The sequence below is a fragment of the Pseudomonas sp. RA_35y_Pfl2_P32 genome, assembly GCF_963970735.1.
In the GTDB taxonomy this organism is placed as follows: Bacteria; Pseudomonadota; Gammaproteobacteria; order Pseudomonadales; family Pseudomonadaceae; genus Aquipseudomonas.
Genome location: NZ_CAXAQF010000013.1, coordinates 172,729 through 188,259, shown reverse-complemented (window position 1 = coordinate 188,259; position 15,531 = coordinate 172,729). Strand labels below are relative to the sequence as shown.

The 15,531-nt window shown below is 61.8% G+C and carries 17 protein-coding genes and 1 pseudogene; 12 read left to right on the top strand and 6 right to left on the bottom strand.

The genetic code is table 11. The annotated features are described in order from the left end of the window. Positions 1-176, bottom strand: a pseudogene (locus AACY45_RS15310) (aldehyde dehydrogenase family protein); the annotation flags it as partial. Positions 177-533: 357 nt separating this feature from the next. On the opposite strand from AACY45_RS15310, the gene AACY45_RS15305 reads away from it, so the two are divergent. From AACY45_RS15305 to AACY45_RS15290, 4 genes are all read left to right on the top strand, one after another. Further along, positions 534-2,444, top strand: a complete 1,911-nt coding sequence (locus AACY45_RS15305) for a sigma-54-dependent Fis family transcriptional regulator (RefSeq protein ID WP_339546236.1) — start codon at positions 534-536, stop codon at positions 2,442-2,444. Positions 2,445-2,556: 112 nt separating this feature from the next. Next, positions 2,557-3,906, top strand: coding sequence for a UDP-N-acetylmuramate:L-alanyl-gamma-D-glutamyl-meso-diaminopimelate ligase (gene mpl / locus AACY45_RS15300; protein WP_339546235.1), 1,350 nt, complete (start codon positions 2,557-2,559; stop codon positions 3,904-3,906). Next, positions 3,903-4,535: a flavin prenyltransferase UbiX gene (ubiX, locus tag AACY45_RS15295; RefSeq protein ID WP_339546234.1), complete on the top strand. Its 633-nt coding sequence runs from the start codon at positions 3,903-3,905 to the stop codon at positions 4,533-4,535. Before mpl ends, ubiX begins: the two co-directional genes overlap by 4 nt. Then, complete coding sequence (locus tag AACY45_RS15290; protein WP_339546233.1) at positions 4,528-4,812, top strand: YceK/YidQ family lipoprotein; 285 nt, start codon at positions 4,528-4,530, stop codon at positions 4,810-4,812. The genes ubiX and AACY45_RS15290 overlap by 8 nt, the downstream gene beginning before the upstream one ends. 7 nt (positions 4,813-4,819) lie before the next feature. Here the strand turns inward: AACY45_RS15290 and AACY45_RS15285 are convergent, their stop codons facing one another. From AACY45_RS15285 to AACY45_RS15275, 3 genes are all read right to left on the bottom strand, one after another. Continuing rightward, entirely contained in the window at positions 4,820-5,461 is a 642-nt protein-coding gene (locus AACY45_RS15285; RefSeq protein WP_339546232.1) for an oxidoreductase, read from the bottom strand. Positions 5,462-5,488: 27 nt separating this feature from the next. Continuing rightward, positions 5,489-7,207 (bottom strand): C13 family peptidase, encoded by a 1,719-nt coding sequence (locus AACY45_RS15280; RefSeq protein ID WP_339546231.1) that lies wholly within the window; start codon positions 7,205-7,207, stop codon positions 5,489-5,491. Between the two features lie 103 nt (positions 7,208-7,310). Next, the gene (locus AACY45_RS15275) at positions 7,311-7,766 is read right to left on the bottom strand and encodes a MaoC family dehydratase (RefSeq protein WP_339546230.1); all 456 of its coding nucleotides are present in this window, start codon (positions 7,764-7,766) and stop codon (positions 7,311-7,313) included. 182 nt (positions 7,767-7,948) lie between these two features. Between AACY45_RS15275 and AACY45_RS15270 the strand changes: the two genes are divergently transcribed. The 5 genes from AACY45_RS15270 to AACY45_RS15250 all read left to right on the top strand — a co-directional run bounded on the left by AACY45_RS15270 (position 7,949) and on the right by AACY45_RS15250 (position 10,630). Continuing rightward, a complete protein-coding gene (locus AACY45_RS15270; RefSeq protein WP_339546229.1) occupies positions 7,949-8,311 on the top strand; it encodes a CidA/LrgA family protein in 363 nt (120 codons plus the stop codon). After that, positions 8,308-9,024: an LrgB family protein gene (locus AACY45_RS15265; protein ID WP_339546228.1), complete on the top strand. Its 717-nt coding sequence runs from the start codon at positions 8,308-8,310 to the stop codon at positions 9,022-9,024. The genes AACY45_RS15270 and AACY45_RS15265 overlap by 4 nt, the downstream gene beginning before the upstream one ends. 10 nt (positions 9,025-9,034) lie before the next feature. Continuing rightward, the gene (locus AACY45_RS15260; RefSeq protein WP_339546227.1) at positions 9,035-9,625 is read left to right on the top strand and encodes an LON peptidase substrate-binding domain-containing protein; all 591 of its coding nucleotides are present in this window, start codon (positions 9,035-9,037) and stop codon (positions 9,623-9,625) included. 108 nt (positions 9,626-9,733) lie between these two features. After that, positions 9,734-9,973, top strand: a complete 240-nt coding sequence (locus AACY45_RS15255; protein ID WP_339546226.1) for a hypothetical protein — start codon at positions 9,734-9,736, stop codon at positions 9,971-9,973. An 81-nt stretch (positions 9,974-10,054) separates the two neighbouring features. Continuing rightward, on the top strand, positions 10,055-10,630 hold the full coding sequence (locus AACY45_RS15250) for a hypothetical protein (protein ID WP_339546225.1): 576 nt from the start codon (positions 10,055-10,057) through the stop codon (positions 10,628-10,630). Positions 10,631-10,763: 133 nt separating this feature from the next. Here AACY45_RS15250 and AACY45_RS15245 read toward each other — a convergent pair whose 3' ends face one another. After that, entirely contained in the window at positions 10,764-12,080 is a 1,317-nt protein-coding gene (locus AACY45_RS15245; RefSeq protein WP_339546224.1) for a bifunctional DedA family/phosphatase PAP2 family protein, read from the bottom strand. Between the two features lie 43 nt (positions 12,081-12,123). Then, complete coding sequence (locus AACY45_RS15240) at positions 12,124-12,807, bottom strand: DNA-3-methyladenine glycosylase (protein ID WP_339546223.1); 684 nt, start codon at positions 12,805-12,807, stop codon at positions 12,124-12,126. A 187-nt stretch (positions 12,808-12,994) separates the two neighbouring features. Here AACY45_RS15240 and AACY45_RS15235 point away from each other — a divergent pair, with 187 nt between their 5' ends. From AACY45_RS15235 to rsfS, 3 genes are all read left to right on the top strand, one after another. Continuing rightward, positions 12,995-14,266 (top strand): glutamate-5-semialdehyde dehydrogenase, encoded by a 1,272-nt coding sequence (locus tag AACY45_RS15235; RefSeq protein WP_339546222.1) that lies wholly within the window; start codon positions 12,995-12,997, stop codon positions 14,264-14,266. Then, complete coding sequence (nadD, locus tag AACY45_RS15230) at positions 14,235-14,957, top strand: nicotinate-nucleotide adenylyltransferase (RefSeq protein WP_339546221.1); 723 nt, start codon at positions 14,235-14,237, stop codon at positions 14,955-14,957. Before AACY45_RS15235 ends, nadD begins: the two co-directional genes overlap by 32 nt. Positions 14,958-15,030: 73 nt before the next feature. Continuing rightward, the gene (rsfS, locus tag AACY45_RS15225; RefSeq protein WP_339546220.1) at positions 15,031-15,525 is read left to right on the top strand and encodes a ribosome silencing factor; all 495 of its coding nucleotides are present in this window, start codon (positions 15,031-15,033) and stop codon (positions 15,523-15,525) included. Positions 15,526-15,531 lie beyond the last annotated feature (6 nt).

Below are 15,531 nucleotides of genomic sequence, written 5' to 3'. Positions count from 1 at the left end.
TCGATGTCTTCAGCGGTGGAGCGGGGGAATTCGGCAATCGGTTGGCCGTTGACCGGCGAGGTGTTGGTGAAGTACTGGCCTTTGACAGGCGCGACGAACTCGCCGCCGATGTAGTTACCGTATTTGCCCTTGAACGAAACGATAGCGCCTTCAGTGCCGGGGTGAGCGTAACGCATGATGAGTGTCTCCTTGGCTTTTGTGCTTATAGGGGAGTACGCGCAATGAGCGCTGGTACAAGCCTAGAGCAAAGGTCGGGCCAGTGCCTGGTGGTGCCTATAAATCAAGGGTTTGCGTGGTCGGCGGCCGGACCTTGCTGGCGGACTGTGCCAGTTGCGATACGGGCTCTGTGACACTTTGTACCGTTTGTGGCACGGCGCGTGACCGGCCGGTCTCGCCGGCATTGCAATGCACGCCGGGCTGGAGGATGCTCGGCTGCATGAGAGGGCGAAGCACTCGCCCGCGCCAGGCACTGGATAGGTGACACGGGGTTACGAGCGCTCTGCGGACCTGACCCTGCGGGAGAACAATAAGAAATGCACAGCAACCATTTGAGTCGCCATGCCCAACAGGTCTTGACCGTCACCCAGGGCAAGAACCAGTTGCACGGTCCGGGCAGCGATCCATCCATCGCCCGCTCCTGGCTGCGTTGCCTGGAGGACTATCACCTCGATCCGGCATTGGCCATGGCGCCCACGGTGCTTGAGCATGGTCGGGTGCTGGAAAGTCGGGAGCGCTTGCAGCAAGTGCTGCAGATCGCCGGCGGCGAAATGAACAGCCTGCATCAGCAACTCAGCGGTGCCGGGCATGCCGTGCTGTTGACCGACGCGCGCGGGGTGATTCTCAACTGTGTCACGGCGCCCACCGAGCGCAAGATCTTCGAGCGCGCCGGCCTGTGGCTCGGTGCCGACTGGAGCGAGGCCTGCGAAGGCACCAACGGGATCGGCACCTGCCTGGTGGAGCGCCAGGCACTGACCATTCACCAGGATGAACACTTTCGCGGTCGCCATACTGGCCTGACCTGCTCGGCGAGCCCGGTGTTCGACCCCCATGGAGAACTGCTGGCAGTGCTCGACGTCTCGTCGGCACGCCACGATGTCTCGCGCCAGAGCCAGTTCCACACCATGGCACTGGTCAATCTCTCGGCCAAAATGATCGAGAGCTGCTATTTCCTGCGCCATTTCGACAACCAGTGGCTGCTGCGCTTTCATCTGCAGGCCGAATCGGTTGGGCTGTTCAGTGAAGGGTTGCTGGCGTTTGACGGGGAAGGGCGGATCAGCGCGGTCAATCAGAGCGCACTGAACCTGCTGGGGCATATTCGCGGCGGTCTGGTGGGCAAGCCGGTGGAGGCCTTTTTCGACAGTTCGCTGGATCAACTGTTGTCCCGCGCCAGCGTCAACGCCAGCGCCAGTTGGCCGCTGCGCACCCGTGACGGCCGGGCGTTGTTTGCCCTGCTGCGCGGTCAGCCGCGCAATGTGCCTGCCCCGGTTGTGCAGGCGTCGAGGGTTGCCGAAGGCCCGCGGTTGGCCGGTATTTGCCTGGGTGATGAAGGTCTGCAGGTGAATTTTCGTAAAGCCCTGCGGGTGTTCGAGCGCGATGTGCCGCTGCTGATCAACGGTGAAACCGGTTCGGGTAAAGAGGCCTTCGCCAAGGCCGTGCACCAGGCCAGCCAGCGTGCCGACAAAGCCTTTGTTGCGCTCAACTGCGCGGCCATCCCGGAAAGCCTGATCGAGAGCGAATTGTTCGGTTACCGCGGCGGCAGTTTCACCGGCGCCCGCAAAGAAGGCATGCGCGGCAAGTTGCAGCAGGCCGATGGCGGGACCTTGTTCCTGGATGAAATCGGGGACATGCCCCTGGCCCTGCAAACCCGTTTGTTACGGGTGCTCGAGGACCGGCTGGTGGTGCCCATTGGTGGCGAGCCGCAGGCGGTGAACGTGCGGATCATCAGCGCCACCCACCGGGATTTGCTGGAGCGGGTGCAGGATGGCAGCTTCCGCGAAGACCTGTATTACCGGCTCAATGGCCTGGAGGTGGGCTTGCCGCCCCTGCGTGAGCGCAGTGATAAATCCCAGTTGCTGGATTTCCTGCTGGCCGAAGAAACCGGTGGTGAGACGGTGTTGATCGACGCGCCAGCGCGCCAGGCCCTGCTCGACTTTTCCTGGCCGGGTAACGTGCGGCAGTTGCGCACGGTGTTGCGTACGCTGGCGGCACTGTGTGAAGACGGGTGCATCGGTTTCGACGACTTGCCAGCGATGATTCGCCAGGCGCGTCCGGCACCGAGCAGTGCACCCGCGCCGGTCGAGTTCCCACTCGACGATGCCGAGCGCCTGGCCTTGCTCAATGCCTTGGAGCAGCAGCGCTGGCACATGACCCACGCGGCGGAACAGTTGGGCGTCAGTCGCAACACCCTCTATAGAAAGCTGCGCAAGCACGGGATAACCCGATAAATCAGCGCCAGGCACGCTGCGCCTGAGGCGTTCGTGTGCCTGGGCAACCGAAACATCAGGTGCGATTTTTCCCACCCTAGGCTAACCTGCCTCGATGTTTACGAGGTTGACTATGCACATTCATATCCTGGGTATCTGCGGCACTTTCATGGGCTCGATGGCGGTTCTGGCCAAAGAGCTGGGCCATCGCGTGACCGGCTCAGACGCCAATGTCTATCCGCCGATGAGCACTCAACTGGAGGCTCAGGGCATCGAACTGACGCAGGGCTATGACCCGGCCCAGCTCGACCCGGCCCCGGACCTGGTGGTGATCGGCAATGCCATGTCCCGCGGTAACCCGGCGGTTGAATACGTCCTGAACAAAGGCTTGCCGTACGTCTCCGGTCCGCAGTGGCTGGCCGATCATGTGCTGCAAGGTCGCTGGGTGCTGGCGGTTGCCGGCACCCATGGCAAAACCACCACCAGCAGCATGCTTGCCTGGGTGCTGGAGCACGCGGGCATGAGCCCGGGTTTCCTGATCGGTGGCGTGCCGCAGAATTTCTCGGTCTCGGCGCGCCTGGGCGACACGCCGTTTTTTGTGATCGAAGCCGACGAATACGACAGCGCCTTCTTCGACAAGCGTTCGAAGTTCGTCCACTACCGCCCGCGCACGGCGATCCTCAACAACCTTGAGTTCGATCACGCAGACATCTTCCCCGATCTGCCAGCGATCGAGCGCCAGTTCCATCACTTGGTGCGCACCATTCCGAGCGAAGGCCTAGTGATTCATCCCACCACCGAGCCGGCGTTGCAGCGGGTCGTCGAGATGGGCTGCTGGACCCCGGTGCAGACCACCGGTGCCGGCGGGCAGTGGCAGGTCAAGTTGCTCAGCGAAGACGGTTCGAAGTTTGAGGTGCTGCTCGAGGGCGTCGCGCAAGGCGTGGTCGACTGGGACATGACCGGTCAGCACAACGTCGCCAACGCCCTGGCGACCTTGGCGGCGGCGCGCCATGTCGGCGTGGTCCCAGCCATGGGTATCGCAGCGTTGAGCGCATTCAAGAGCGTGAAGCGGCGGATGGAGATTGTGGCCCAGGTCAATGGCATCACCCTCTACGACGACTTTGCCCACCACCCGACGGCCATCGCCACCACCCTGGACGGCCTGCGCAAGCGCATCGGCGACGCACCGCTGATTGCCATCATCGAGCCGCGTTCCAACTCCATGAAGCTCGGCGCGCACCGCGACGGTTTGCCGGAAAGCGTGGTCGATGCCGATCAGGTGATCTGGTACGCCCCGGCCAATCTGGGCTGGGACCTGGCGGGCACCGCAGCGCTGTGTACGGTGCCGTCGATCGTCAGTGACTCGCTGGACGGCATCATTGCGCGGGTCCAGAGCCAGGCTCAACCCGGCACGCACGTGGTGATCATGAGCAATGGCGGCTTCGGCGGCCTGCACGGCAAGCTGGCCGAGGCGCTGAAATGAACAACGGTCCGGATCGCATCACGCTGGCCATGACGGGCGCTTCGGGCGCCCAGTATGGCTTGCGCCTGCTCGATTGCCTGGTGCGCGAAGACCGCGAGGTGCATTTTCTGATCTCCAAGGCCGCGCAGTTGGTGCTGGCCACCGAAACCGACGTCACGCTGCCGCCCAAGCCGCAGATGATGCAGGCCTTCCTCACCGAATACACCGGCGCGGTCGCCGGGCAGATTCGGGTGTATGGCAAGGAGGACTGGATGTCGCCGGCGGCCTCGGGCTCCGGCTCGCCGGCGGCGATGGTGGTGGTGCCTTGTTCGACCGGGACCTTGTCGGCCATCGCCACGGGGGCCTGCAACAACCTGATCGAACGTGCCGCCGACGTCACCTTGAAAGAGCGCCGGCAGTTGATTGTGGTGCCACGCGAGGCGCCATATTCGAGCATTCACCTGGAAAACATGCTCAAGCTGTCGAACATGGGCGTGACCATCCTGCCGGCGTCGCCGGGTTTCTATCATCAGCCGCAGACCATCGATGACCTAGTGGATTTTGTCGTGGCGCGGATTCTCAATGTGTTGAACATTCCACAGGACATGCTGCCGCGCTGGGGAGAGCACCATTTGAGCAGTGATGAGTAAGCTGCTGCTGATAGTGCTGGCCCTGCAACTGGCCGGCTGCGCCAGCGTGCGCACTTTGGACGCGGCGCAACCGGGTGCACCGGTGGTGTACTCCGGGACGCGGCTGGACTGGTATGCGCTGCAGGGCGGCTGCTGTGCCAAGGACCGATTTGGCGCCGAAGCCCCGAGTTATCCTGGCCTCGACCTGCCGGCCAGCGCCTTGCTCGACACGTTGTTGCTGCCGTTGTCGGTGTTGACGGTGCTTGGGGTCGGGTTTCAGGCGACGGGTGGATTGTAGCGCCGGATCACTTGCCTAGCTTGCGCAGTTCATCCGACTCCACCACCCGCACCCCATCCTGCTCTTCCAGCGCCAGGCGCCACATGGCGCGGGCCAGTTGGCAGGCTTCGATACCACGGTATTTACCCGGGATCAGCCTGGAGAGCGGGCCGGCGACTTGCTCGGCGAAGCGCGGCTCCAAGCGGTCGCCCAGCAGCAGGGACGGCCGGCAGATGGTCAGCTGTGGCCAGTCTTGCGCGCGCAGGGCCTGTTCCATTTCCCCTTTGACGCGGTTGTAGAACACCGAGGATTTCGGGTCCGCACCGATGGCGCTGATCACGATCAGGTGCCGTGCCCCCATCTCACGCGCCCGTTTGGCGAAGGCCACCACCATGTCCAGGTCAACCGCGCGGAACGCCGGCTCCGAGCCTGCCTGCTTGATCGTGGTGCCCAGGCAGCAGTAGGCGATGTCTACCCGGCCGCTGAGCTGAGGCAGGAACACGGTAGGGTCGCCGACCGGGTTTTCCAGGTGCGGGTGTTCCGCCAGCGGCCGGCGAGAGGGCGCCAGTACGCGGCTGATGGTGGGCTCGTTGAGCAACCGGTCGAGCAAGTGTTCACCGGTCAGGCCAGTGGCACCCGCGAGCAGTACGTGCTGAGGCGTCAAGTACATAGTGTTTCTCCCTTGATACTGTTCAGCTTAGTTGCTCTTTGCATCCGTGTTGTTCAACGCCGCATTTTGCAGCGCTTTTCGTGCTTGCTGCTTGCGCAGTGCCTGCCAGCGCGCCAGAACCCCCTTGGGGGCCCAGATCTGCGGTTCAGAGGCTTCGAAGTTGTCGGCCAGTTCCCGTTCGGCAACCGTGGCCTTGGCCAGCTTGAAGGCTTGCTCGAGGTCGTCGGTCTGGTTCAGGGCCTGGGCGAACAGGGCATCGCCGAAGTAGGTGAAATCCGCTTCTTCGGAGCAGCCGAACGACACCCGGTCAGCCCGCGAGGCGGTCATGACCAGTGTGCGCTCGTCCTTGAGGGCCGGTAGGAATCCGCCGGAGTAACAGGCGGAAATCACGATGATCTTGTCGCGGTTTTTCAGCGGTGCCAGGACGGCGGCCAACTCATCGGCGGGCAGGTCAGCCAGTTCCATGCGGGGTTGGTCGAGCACCAGTTCGTGTTCGTGGGTGCCGTGGCTGGTCAGGTAGATGAACAGCAAATCTTCCGCACCGCTACGTTCGGCCAGGGTCAGGGCGGCGCGGCGCAGGTTCTCGCGGGTGGCCATGGGCCGGTCGCCGAGGTGATCGCGGTGGTTGACCAGGCGGATCTGGCCGTAGGCGCCAAAACGGCTGGCCAGCATGTTGCTGACGTAGTCGGACTCGCGCAGAAATACGCTCTGCTTGCCGTCGCCGCCGAGCGTCAGGCTGTACAGCTCGACCGCGGGGGTGGAGGCGGGCACATTGGCCAGCGCTTCGTCGAGCAGCCGGCCCTGGGCCAGCAGGCCCAGCTCCAGGGGATCGGGCAGCAGTTTGCCGTCGGCATCACGCACGCGCTGGCCATTGATCCAGTCGCCGCTCTGCACCGTGCCGTCGGTCAGTACCAGCGTGCCATGGCCCTGATAGCTGTCGTTGTCGAACTGGCCGACGTAGAAGCTGCCATCGGGCAGGTTCAGGCGCCCCTGACCCGTGAAGCGCCAGTCGCTGAAGTGGCCCAGGTAGTGACTGTTGTCGGCCCCGATCAGTTCGCCCTTGCCGCTGAGCGCGCCCTCCTTGAATTGGCCGATCCACACGTCACCGTCGGCGTTTTCGTAGCGCCCCTTGCCGTGCAGTTGATTCTGTTTGAAACCGCCGACATAGCTGTCGCCTTCGGCGCTGTTGAAGCTGCCAATGCCGTCCAGTTGGCCGTTGACGAAGTGGCCGCTGAACTGGTTGCCGCTGACATCGCTGCGCTGGCCTTCGCCGTTAGGTTTGCCGTGGGCGAACTGGCCCTGGTACTGGCTGCCGTCTTCGAGTTCCAGGCGGCCAAGTCCGGAATATTGGTCGGCCTTGAACTCGCCCCGGTAGGTCATGCCGTTTTCCTTGAGCGTGCCCTCGCCGTCGCGTCGCCCCAGTTTGAAGCCGCCGGTGTAGTTGCTGTCGCTGGTGCTCAGGGTGCCCTGGCCATGGAACAGCCCTTGCTGGAAAGCGCCGCGGTAGACCTCGCCGTTGCTACCGTGCCACTCGCCTTGGCCGTGCCACTGGCCCTTGTCGAACTGGCCGGCGTACCAACTGCCGTTCGGGTAGTCGATGCGCCCCTGGCCTTGCAGCAGCCCGTCGACCAGGTCGCCCCGATAGCGGCCGCCGTCGGGCAGGCGCGCGTCCGGCGGCAACAGCGATTCGCCGTCGCCACAGGCGGTGAGCAACAGGGTCAATGCAAGGGGTGCAAGTGAGCGCATAGCAGGATCCGGGTGATTAGGCGACCGAGTATGCCGCAGCTATGTGCCTGATAAACAGAGACGCGGTGCGAAACAGCAGCAACTGCTCCGCATCCGGCAGGGGTTAGACGAACGCCAGCGACAGGGGTTCGGCGATATAGGCCGGTTTTTCCTGGCCTTCGATTTCCAGGGTGGCGGTGGCCTTGAGCAGCCATTGGCCGGGTTTTTTCTCGGTGACTTCGCTCAGTTCGACCTTGAGCCGGACCCTGGAATCGACTTTCACCGGCTGGATGAAGCGCACGCTGTCCAGGCCGTAGTTGACGACCATTTTCAAGTCCTGGGGCAGGACCATGATGTCTTCCATCAGTTTCGGAATCAGCGACAGCGACAGAAAGCCGTGGGCAATGGTGCTGCCGAATGGCGTCTGGGCGGCTTTCACCGGGTCAACGTGGATGAACTGGAAGTCACCCGTGGCTTCGGCGAACAGGTTGATACGCTCCTGATCGATAGTGAGCCATTCGGAACGTCCGAGTTCCTTGCCGACATAATTCTTGAGCTCTGCAACGGGTACATAGGGCATTGAGACTCTCCTTAGGTTCATCGGTTTTATAGTTTTTTTGAGGGATCTGGAACCACCTTAGACCATCATGGCGACGGGTGCCGGTCAAGCCTCCATACCATTGGCGAATACCCATGCATAGCAGATGCCATGCTTATAATGGCGGGCCCGTTTTGGGGGGTGAGTTTTGTGGGGGATGATGCATGTTGCTTCGCGGCCTGACCTGGTTGGTGCTGTTTCAATTGCTCGGCACGGCCATCAACCATTTGTTGTTGCCGGTGCTGCCGGGGCCGATTATCGGCCTGCTGCTGTTGCTGGTGTTCCTGACCATTCGCGGGGAAGTCGGTGAGCCACTGAGCTTGGCCGCGGGCAGTTTGTTGCGTTATCTGCCGTTGCTGCTGGTCCCACCTGCGGTGGGGGTGATGGTGTATGCCGCGGATATTGCCGCCGACTTCTGGGCCATCGTCGGCGCGCTGGTGCTGTCGTTGCTGCTGTCCATGGCCTTTGCCGGGGTGCTGATGCAATGGCTGGTCAAGCGTCAGGCTCGGCGGGAGGAGCGCTCATGATCTTCGACTGGCAAGGCGCGATGGCGGCGGTGATCCATCATCCGTTGTTCGGGATTGGCATTACCCTGGGGGCTTATCAGTTGGTGTTGGCGGCGTTCGAGAAAACCCGCTGGATCTTCCTGCAGCCCGTGCTGGTGTCCATGTTGCTGGTGATTGGCGTATTGCTCACCTGTGGCCTGACCTATGCCGAGTACCGTAAAAGCACGGAGATCCTCAGTATCCTGCTGGGGCCGGCGACAGTGGCCCTGGCGGTGCCGTTGTACCTCAACCTGCGGCGCATTCGCCAACTGTTCTGGCCGATTTTTACTACGCTGGTGGTAGGTGGGGTGGTCGCCACCGGCCTGTGTGTGCTGCTGGGCTGGTGGTTTGGCGCCGAGCACATGATCCTGATGACCATGGCGCCGAAGTCGGTGACCTCGCCCATCGCCATGTTGGTGGCTGAGCAGATTGGTGGCGTGGCGGCGTTGGCGGCAGTGTTTGTGTTGATCACCGGGGTGATCGGGGCGATTTTCGGCCCGGCCCTGCTCGATCGCCTCGGCGTGCATGGCCCCGAAGCCCGCGGCATGGCCCTGGGCATGACCGCTCATGCGGTGGGCACTTCGGTGGCCCTGCAGGAAAGTGAAGAGTGTGGTGCATTTGCCGCGTTGGCGATGAGCCTGATGGGTGTGGCCACGGCGGTATTGTTGCCGTTGGCGGTGTCGATGGTGGTTTAAGGACATGTCTATGAGTCTGGCGCTTTTCCCGCTGAACACGGTGCTGTTTCCCGGTTGCATCCTTGATCTGCAGATTTTCGAGGCCCGTTACCTGGACATGATCAGCCGCTGCATGAAGCAGGGGGCAGGGTTTGGCGTAGTGTGCATTCTTGAGGGCGAAGAAGTCGGCCCCGCCCCGTACGGTTATGCGCTGGTCGGCTGTGAGGCACGGATCACCGACTTCAAGCAGCAGGACAACGGCCTGCTGGGGATTCGTGTGCAGGGTGGACGCCGCTTCAATGTGTTGCACAGCGAAGTGCAGCGCGATCAGTTGACCATTGCCGAAGTCGAGTGGCTGGACGAGTTGCCCGAGCAACCCTTGCAGGAAGAAGACGCTGACCTGATGGCCTTGCTCAAGGCCCTGGCCGAGCACCCGATGGTCGAGGCCTTGAACATGGGCACCGACGCCACAGGGCAACAATCATTGGCCAATCAGTTGGCCTACCTGCTGCCTTTCTCCGAACTGGACAAGATCGAACTGCTGCAAGTTGATGATCCGCAACAACGCCTGGATGCGATTCAGGCGTTGTTGGATGAGCTGCAGGGCGAGTTGTTTGCTTAGCATTCTGTCGCGAACGTTCTATTGGCTATCGTTGTGTTTTTGATAAGGGGGGATTAGGTTTGTATCGCTCGCATGAGGCGGGCGATTATTTATGACAAGGATGGTGTAATGAATATCTATCAGGATGAGTGGCGTTATTGGGACGATATTTCGGCCCGTTACGTGTTGAAGCATGCCAGTACTGATACCAACACGGCCCATGTTGTTCACGCGGCAGCTCACTACGCGGACTGTATGGTCGTTGAACGACGCAAACGCAAGCGCCTGACGCTTCCTGCAGTCGACAAGCCCCCCATCGGTGAGGGTGAAGGCAATGCCAGTGTTGCGGGTACTTCCGTAGCTATCTAGTTTCTTATTTCCGGTTTTTTGTATCGCATCCCGAAATTTTGTCGGGAGGGCCTTGCAATGCCTGGCGCTTTTAGGTGAGTTATGTCTTTAGAAGAACAAGTCAACGCATTTTCCGCTCATCTGTACCTCGATGGGCTTCCGGTGGTTCTTAACTATCAACGTTTGACGCGGCGCTTGAGTGATCCGCGCATCGCCCGGCGCGAGCGCCTGGATGTCGAGGTGGCGCTTGCGAGTGATGAGGGTGCAGGGTTCTTGACGCTGGCTGATCATGAAGATGACACGCCTTTGTTATTGCGGTTTTTTCCAAAAGACAGGACGTATGAGGTAACGGCGATCCTGGAGGGTGTTTATCGTGGAAAGTTCGTGACCAGCAATAGATATAAGCGTCATCTGCATGTCAGCAGTGGCTCGGATGGTTTTGTTTTTTCCGTCAGTAAATATGGTGTGGATAAGGCTACTTTCAATGATCTTGCGAATGGTCCTGTTTATATCAATCTGGCGGTAAACAATAAGCTGGTCTATCTTGCTCGGGAAAATGACAGGTTGTATTTTCTCGACAGTGATCCTAATGTTTCCAAGCACGATGCTTACAATAGCGTTCCCGCCAGCTTCGTGATGAAAGTTGTAAGTGGTCCTGGTCAGTTGCCAGATGATTGAACTTGCCTGTCCCTGTGAAAGAGGGGCTGGATAATACACCTCGAGTGGACTAAGCGTGATTGGCACAAATAACCCCGGCCGGGTTGGTCGGGGTTATTTGTTTGGAGGGTTAGTCCGGCGCTCAAGAAGAATCTTAATAAGCGTATCGCATCATCGCGTGCGGCAGATTCTGCAGCGCATAGAAGCCAAACAGCGCCACCATCACCGGTAAGATCAGCCACCAGATTTTTGCCGGCAGTGGATTGAGCGGTGCCTGGCGCTGACTCAGCCACAGGCTGGCAGCACACACGCAGGCCGCGAGCATGGCGCCGGCCACCACATCGGTCGGCCAGTGAGCTCCCAGATAAACCCGCGACAGGGCGATGGCCAGGGCCGGCAGGCAGCCGATCAGCACCCAGGTCAGGCGCATGCGCTGGGGTTGTCCTCGACCTGCCAGTACGGCCAGGGTCAGGAACAGCGCAAATGAGCCGGACGCATGACCGCTGGGCATGCTGTAACTGGTCAGTGGGTCGGTCAGGACTTCCGGGCGCATCCGTGCGAACAGATGCTTGCTGGCGGTATTGGCCAGCGCTGTCACCAGCAAGGTCCCGCCGGCGAACAGCAGGTGCTGCCATTGCCGCGTGGCCAGTAGCACCAAGGTCAGCGCAGCGCTGATCACCAGCATGTGTTTGAACTCGCCGAGTAGGGTGAGCATCACCGCGAACTCGTCGAGCAACGGTTTGCGGTGTTCCTGCACCAGGGTCATCAGGCCTTGATCGAAGGCACCGAGGTGCGTGTAGCCGATAAACAACCCGCCCAGGATCAGCAGGCTGAGGCCGGCGATCAGCAGGGTAGAGCGCCGATGACCGCGCAGGCCGCTGTTGATGCCCAGGCCCACCAGCACCGCGATGCTGCCCACTACCAACCCGGCCTGGGGCCAGAAACCCTCGGGCAGTGGCAAGCGGATCGCCGCCCCGGTGGCCCAGCCCGGCAACAGGTAGGCCACCGCCCAGCCGGCGCCCGCCAGCAGGCTGACGGCAAAGAAGCGCGGGAAGGGCATGTCGAACATCCCAGCCACCATTGGCAGCATGGGGCGCAACGGGCCGATAAAACGCCCCACCAGCAGGCTGGCGATCCCGTAGCGCTGGAAGTAGGCTTCGGCACTGCCAATCCACTCCGGATGGTGGCGCAAACCCGGTAAGCGCCGGATGTTCTGATGGAAGTGCCGGCCGAGGAAGTACGACACCACGTCCCCCAGCACGCCACCGAGAAAGCCCAGCAGCAGGGTTTCCCCCAGCGACAGGGCGCCGCTGCCCGCCAGTACCGCAACGGCAAACAACAGGACGGTGCCGGGTACGATCAGTCCGGCTATTGCCAGGCACTCAATGCAGGCCACGATGAATACGGCTGCCGCCAGCCATTGCGGGTTTGCCGTCAACCAAGCGGTCAGGCTATCGAGCCATGGGCCCATAGATACAACTCCAGGATTGCTGTTGGCCCATCGAGGGCAGGGTTCAGATCAGTAAATAGTCGCGGCCTTCGACCTGGCCGCGCCGCAGAGGGTTCCGTGTGCAATAGGGCGCGTAGGCGCTGTCGACGAAGCGGTACATCAGGTGTTCATCGCGGCCGTGAGGGATCCCCAGGCGGGTGGTCTGGATCACATGGCTGGGTGGTTGGCCAAGGTCTTCGACAAACAGCACTTGATGGTCAAAACGCTTGGCGTCCCAGGTCGGTACTTTCAGGCCCAGGGCCTTGCACAGCAAGGTCTGACCGGCGCAGAGCCTCTGCGAGGGGCGCGGCCGGCCCTTGGCGTCGGGATTGTTGAGCAGCATCTGTGCCAGGCTCGCCGGCCCCGAGACCTCGTCGACCCAAGGATAAGCGGACTTGATCAGTACCGCATTGCCGGGCCCATGGGCGCTGAAGTTCAGGGAGTCACCACCGCGGGCGTAATACATATAGATGTGTCCGCCATCCAGAAACAAAGCCTTACGCTTTTCTGTGTAGCCGAGGGAGGCGTGACTGCCTTTTTCGTCGCAGTAATACGCTTCGGTTTCAATAATTCGCGCCGAAAGCCACAAATCGCCGACCCGATGGCGGATCACCTTGCCCAGCAATTCGCAAGCGAGCAGTTGGGCGTCGCGGTCGAAAAAGCTGTCGGGCAGGGCCTTTGGCTGCTTGGGATGGGTCACAATGGTCATGGGTGGCAGCATTCAGAGGACAAATGTGACGGTATGATAACAACCAGGGCCTTAATCGAGGCTGAACACTGTCTATTTACTGTCCATTTCGACCATCCGCCCGTCACCGCTGTTAGTCGAGTGACGCGACAGCTATAATCTGCCGCTTTACTCTTTACCACGACCATAGCAAAGACCACTCCAGACTATGACTGAGTCCGTTCTTGACTACATGACCCGCTTGGGTCGCGCTGCGCGCGATGCTTCCCGCGTGATCGGCCGTGCCAGCACCGGGCAGAAAAACCGCGCCCTGCTGGCCGCCGCCAACGCCCTGGATGCTGCGCGCGCCGAGTTGACCGCCGCCAATGAGCTGGACCTGGCCGCTGGCCGGGCCAATGGTCTGGAGCCGGCGATGCTCGAACGCCTGGCCCTGACCCCCGCGCGCATCGACGGCATGATCGTCGGTTTGCGTCAGGTGGCGGCGCTGCCGGACCCGGTAGGTGCGATCCGCGACATGAGTTATCGGCCGTCGGGTATTCAGGTGGGCAAGATGCGCGTACCCCTGGGTGTGGTCGGCATCATCTACGAATCGCGGCCAAACGTGACCATCGACGCCGCCAGCCTGTGCCTGAAGTCGGGCAATGCGACCATCCTGCGCGGTGGCTCCGAGGCGATTCACTCCAACCGTGCCATTGCTGCCTGCATCCAGCGCGGCCTGGCCGAGGCCGGTCTGCCGGCGGCTGTGGTGCAAGTGGTCGAGACGACTGACCGTGCCGCGGTGGGCGCGCTGATTACCATGCCGCAATACGTTGACGTGATCGTGCCGCGCGGCGGCAAAGGCCTGATCGAGCGGGTCAGCCGCGACGCCCGGGTGCCGGTGATCAAGCACCTGGACGGCATCTGCCACGTCTACGTCAGTGCCCACGCCGACCTGGCCAAGGCCCAGCGCATTGCGTTCAACGCCAAGACTTACCGCTACGGCATCTGTGGCGCGATGGAAACCCTGTTGGTCGACCAGGCGGTCGCCAAGGACTTCCTGCCGGCCATGGCTGCCCAGTTCCGCGAAAAAGGCGTCGAACTGCGTGGCTGCGAGCGGACCCGGGCGATCATCGAAGCCGTTGCTGCCACCGAGCAAGACTGGAGCACCGAGTACCTGGCGCCGATCCTGTCGATCCTGGTGGTCGATGGCCTGGACCAGGCCATCGAACACATCAACCAGTACGGCTCGCACCATACCGACTCGATCGTCAGCGAACACCAGGGCGATGCCCGGCGTTTTGTGGCTGAAGTCGACTCGGCCTCGGTGATGATCAACACCCCGACCTGCTTTGCCGATGGCTTCGAATACGGATTGGGTGCCGAGATCGGCATTTCTACTGATAAGCTGCACGCCCGCGGCCCGGTGGGTCTCGAAGGCCTGACGTGCGAGAAGTACATCGTGGTCGGTGATGGCCAGTTGCGCGGCCAGGAGCCGGTCTGACTTGGGCGACCACCAGCCGTCTGCCACGGTGACTCGCCGCGAACCCTGTCCCCGGCGCATTGGCGTACTGGGCGGGACCTTCGATCCGGTGCACATCGGCCATTTGCGCGGTGCCCTGGAAGTGGCCGAGTCGCTGAACCTCGATGAGTTGCGCCTGACGCCCAGCGCCAGGCCACCCCATCGGGGGACGCCGCAGGTATCGGCGCTTGACCGTCTGGCGATGGTCGAATGCGCGGTGGCTGGGGTTGCACCCCTGGTGGTGGACGACCGCGAACTCAAACGCGACAAGCCGTCCTACACTATTGACACCCTGGAGCTGATGCGCGCGGAACTCGCCGCCGATGACCAGGTATTTTTACTTTTGGGCTGGGACGCATTTTGCGGCCTGCCCACTTGGCACCGCTGGGAAGAGTTGCTCCAGCATTGCCACATCCTGGTGCTGCAACGCCCGGATGCCGACAGCGAACCGCCGGATGCCTTGCGCAACCTGCTGGCCGCGCGCTCGGTGAGCGACCCGCTGGCCCTCAAAGGGCCGAGTGGACAGATTGCATTCGTCTGGCAGACACCGCTCGCGGTATCCGCCACCCAGATCCGTCAACTGCTGGCCAGCGGTAAGTCGGTACGTTTCCTGGTGCCCGACGCGGTCCTGGCCTACATCGATGCGCACGGACTTTACCGTGCGCCGAACTGAATAGGAGTGCCTCAAGGCACGTGGCAACAACGTGTATTGATGCGCCCGAACATACGAGCAAAACGAGTTTTATATGACTGACAAAGACCAAACCAAAGTAAAGCGTAAAGGCACGTTCAAGAGCGCCCCGCTGCCAGTAGAGGCCCACACTGGCGTAATCCTGGCTGGCGAAGCGCTGGTCAAGGTTGCCGTAGCGGCCCTGGAAGACGTCAAGGCCCAGGACATCCAGGTGATCGACGTTCGTGAAAAGCAGAGCATCACTGACTTCATGATCATCGCCACCGGTACCTCCAACCGCCAGATCGGCGCGATGCTGGACAAGGTCCGCGAAGCGGTCAAGGCACAGGGCGTCAAGCCGCTGGGCGAAGAAGGCAAGGGCGACAGCGACTGGGTCCTGCTGGACATGGACGATGTCATCGTGCACATGATGACCGCCTCGGCACGCCAGTTCTACGACCTGGAGCGCCTGTGGGCCGGAGCCGAGCAAAGCCGTTCGGCCAGCGCCGCGCACCACAGCCCGGAAAACACCCATGAGCACTTCACCAAGCTCAACAAAGACCAGCAATAAGGGACC

Excerpts from the sequence above, each read along its gene's own strand:
- AACY45_RS15305 (WP_339546236.1), top strand. The coding sequence starts at position 534 with ATGCACAGCAACCATTTGAGTCGCCATGCCCAACAGGTCTTGACCGTC.
- mpl (WP_339546235.1), top strand. The coding sequence starts at position 2,557 with ATGCACATTCATATCCTGGGTATCTGCGGCACTTTCATGGGCTCGATG.
- ubiX (WP_339546234.1), top strand. The coding sequence starts at position 3,903 with ATGAACAACGGTCCGGATCGCATCACGCTGGCCATGACGGGCGCTTCG.
- AACY45_RS15290 (WP_339546233.1), top strand. The coding sequence starts at position 4,528 with ATGAGTAAGCTGCTGCTGATAGTGCTGGCCCTGCAACTGGCCGGCTGC.
- AACY45_RS15285 (WP_339546232.1), bottom strand. The coding sequence starts at position 5,461 with ATGTACTTGACGCCTCAGCACGTACTGCTCGCGGGTGCCACTGGCCTG.
- AACY45_RS15280 (WP_339546231.1), bottom strand. The coding sequence starts at position 7,207 with ATGCGCTCACTTGCACCCCTTGCATTGACCCTGTTGCTCACCGCCTGT.
- AACY45_RS15275 (WP_339546230.1), bottom strand. The coding sequence starts at position 7,766 with ATGCCCTATGTACCCGTTGCAGAGCTCAAGAATTATGTCGGCAAGGAA.
- AACY45_RS15270 (WP_339546229.1), top strand. The coding sequence starts at position 7,949 with ATGTTGCTTCGCGGCCTGACCTGGTTGGTGCTGTTTCAATTGCTCGGC.
- AACY45_RS15265 (WP_339546228.1), top strand. The coding sequence starts at position 8,308 with ATGATCTTCGACTGGCAAGGCGCGATGGCGGCGGTGATCCATCATCCG.
- AACY45_RS15260 (WP_339546227.1), top strand. The coding sequence starts at position 9,035 with ATGAGTCTGGCGCTTTTCCCGCTGAACACGGTGCTGTTTCCCGGTTGC.
- AACY45_RS15255 (WP_339546226.1), top strand. The coding sequence starts at position 9,734 with ATGAATATCTATCAGGATGAGTGGCGTTATTGGGACGATATTTCGGCC.
- AACY45_RS15250 (WP_339546225.1), top strand. The coding sequence starts at position 10,055 with ATGTCTTTAGAAGAACAAGTCAACGCATTTTCCGCTCATCTGTACCTC.
- AACY45_RS15245 (WP_339546224.1), bottom strand. The coding sequence starts at position 12,080 with ATGGGCCCATGGCTCGATAGCCTGACCGCTTGGTTGACGGCAAACCCG.
- AACY45_RS15240 (WP_339546223.1), bottom strand. The coding sequence starts at position 12,807 with ATGACCATTGTGACCCATCCCAAGCAGCCAAAGGCCCTGCCCGACAGC.
- AACY45_RS15235 (WP_339546222.1), top strand. The coding sequence starts at position 12,995 with ATGACTGAGTCCGTTCTTGACTACATGACCCGCTTGGGTCGCGCTGCG.
- nadD (WP_339546221.1), top strand. The coding sequence starts at position 14,235 with ATGGCCAGTTGCGCGGCCAGGAGCCGGTCTGACTTGGGCGACCACCAG.
- rsfS (WP_339546220.1), top strand. The coding sequence starts at position 15,031 with ATGACTGACAAAGACCAAACCAAAGTAAAGCGTAAAGGCACGTTCAAG.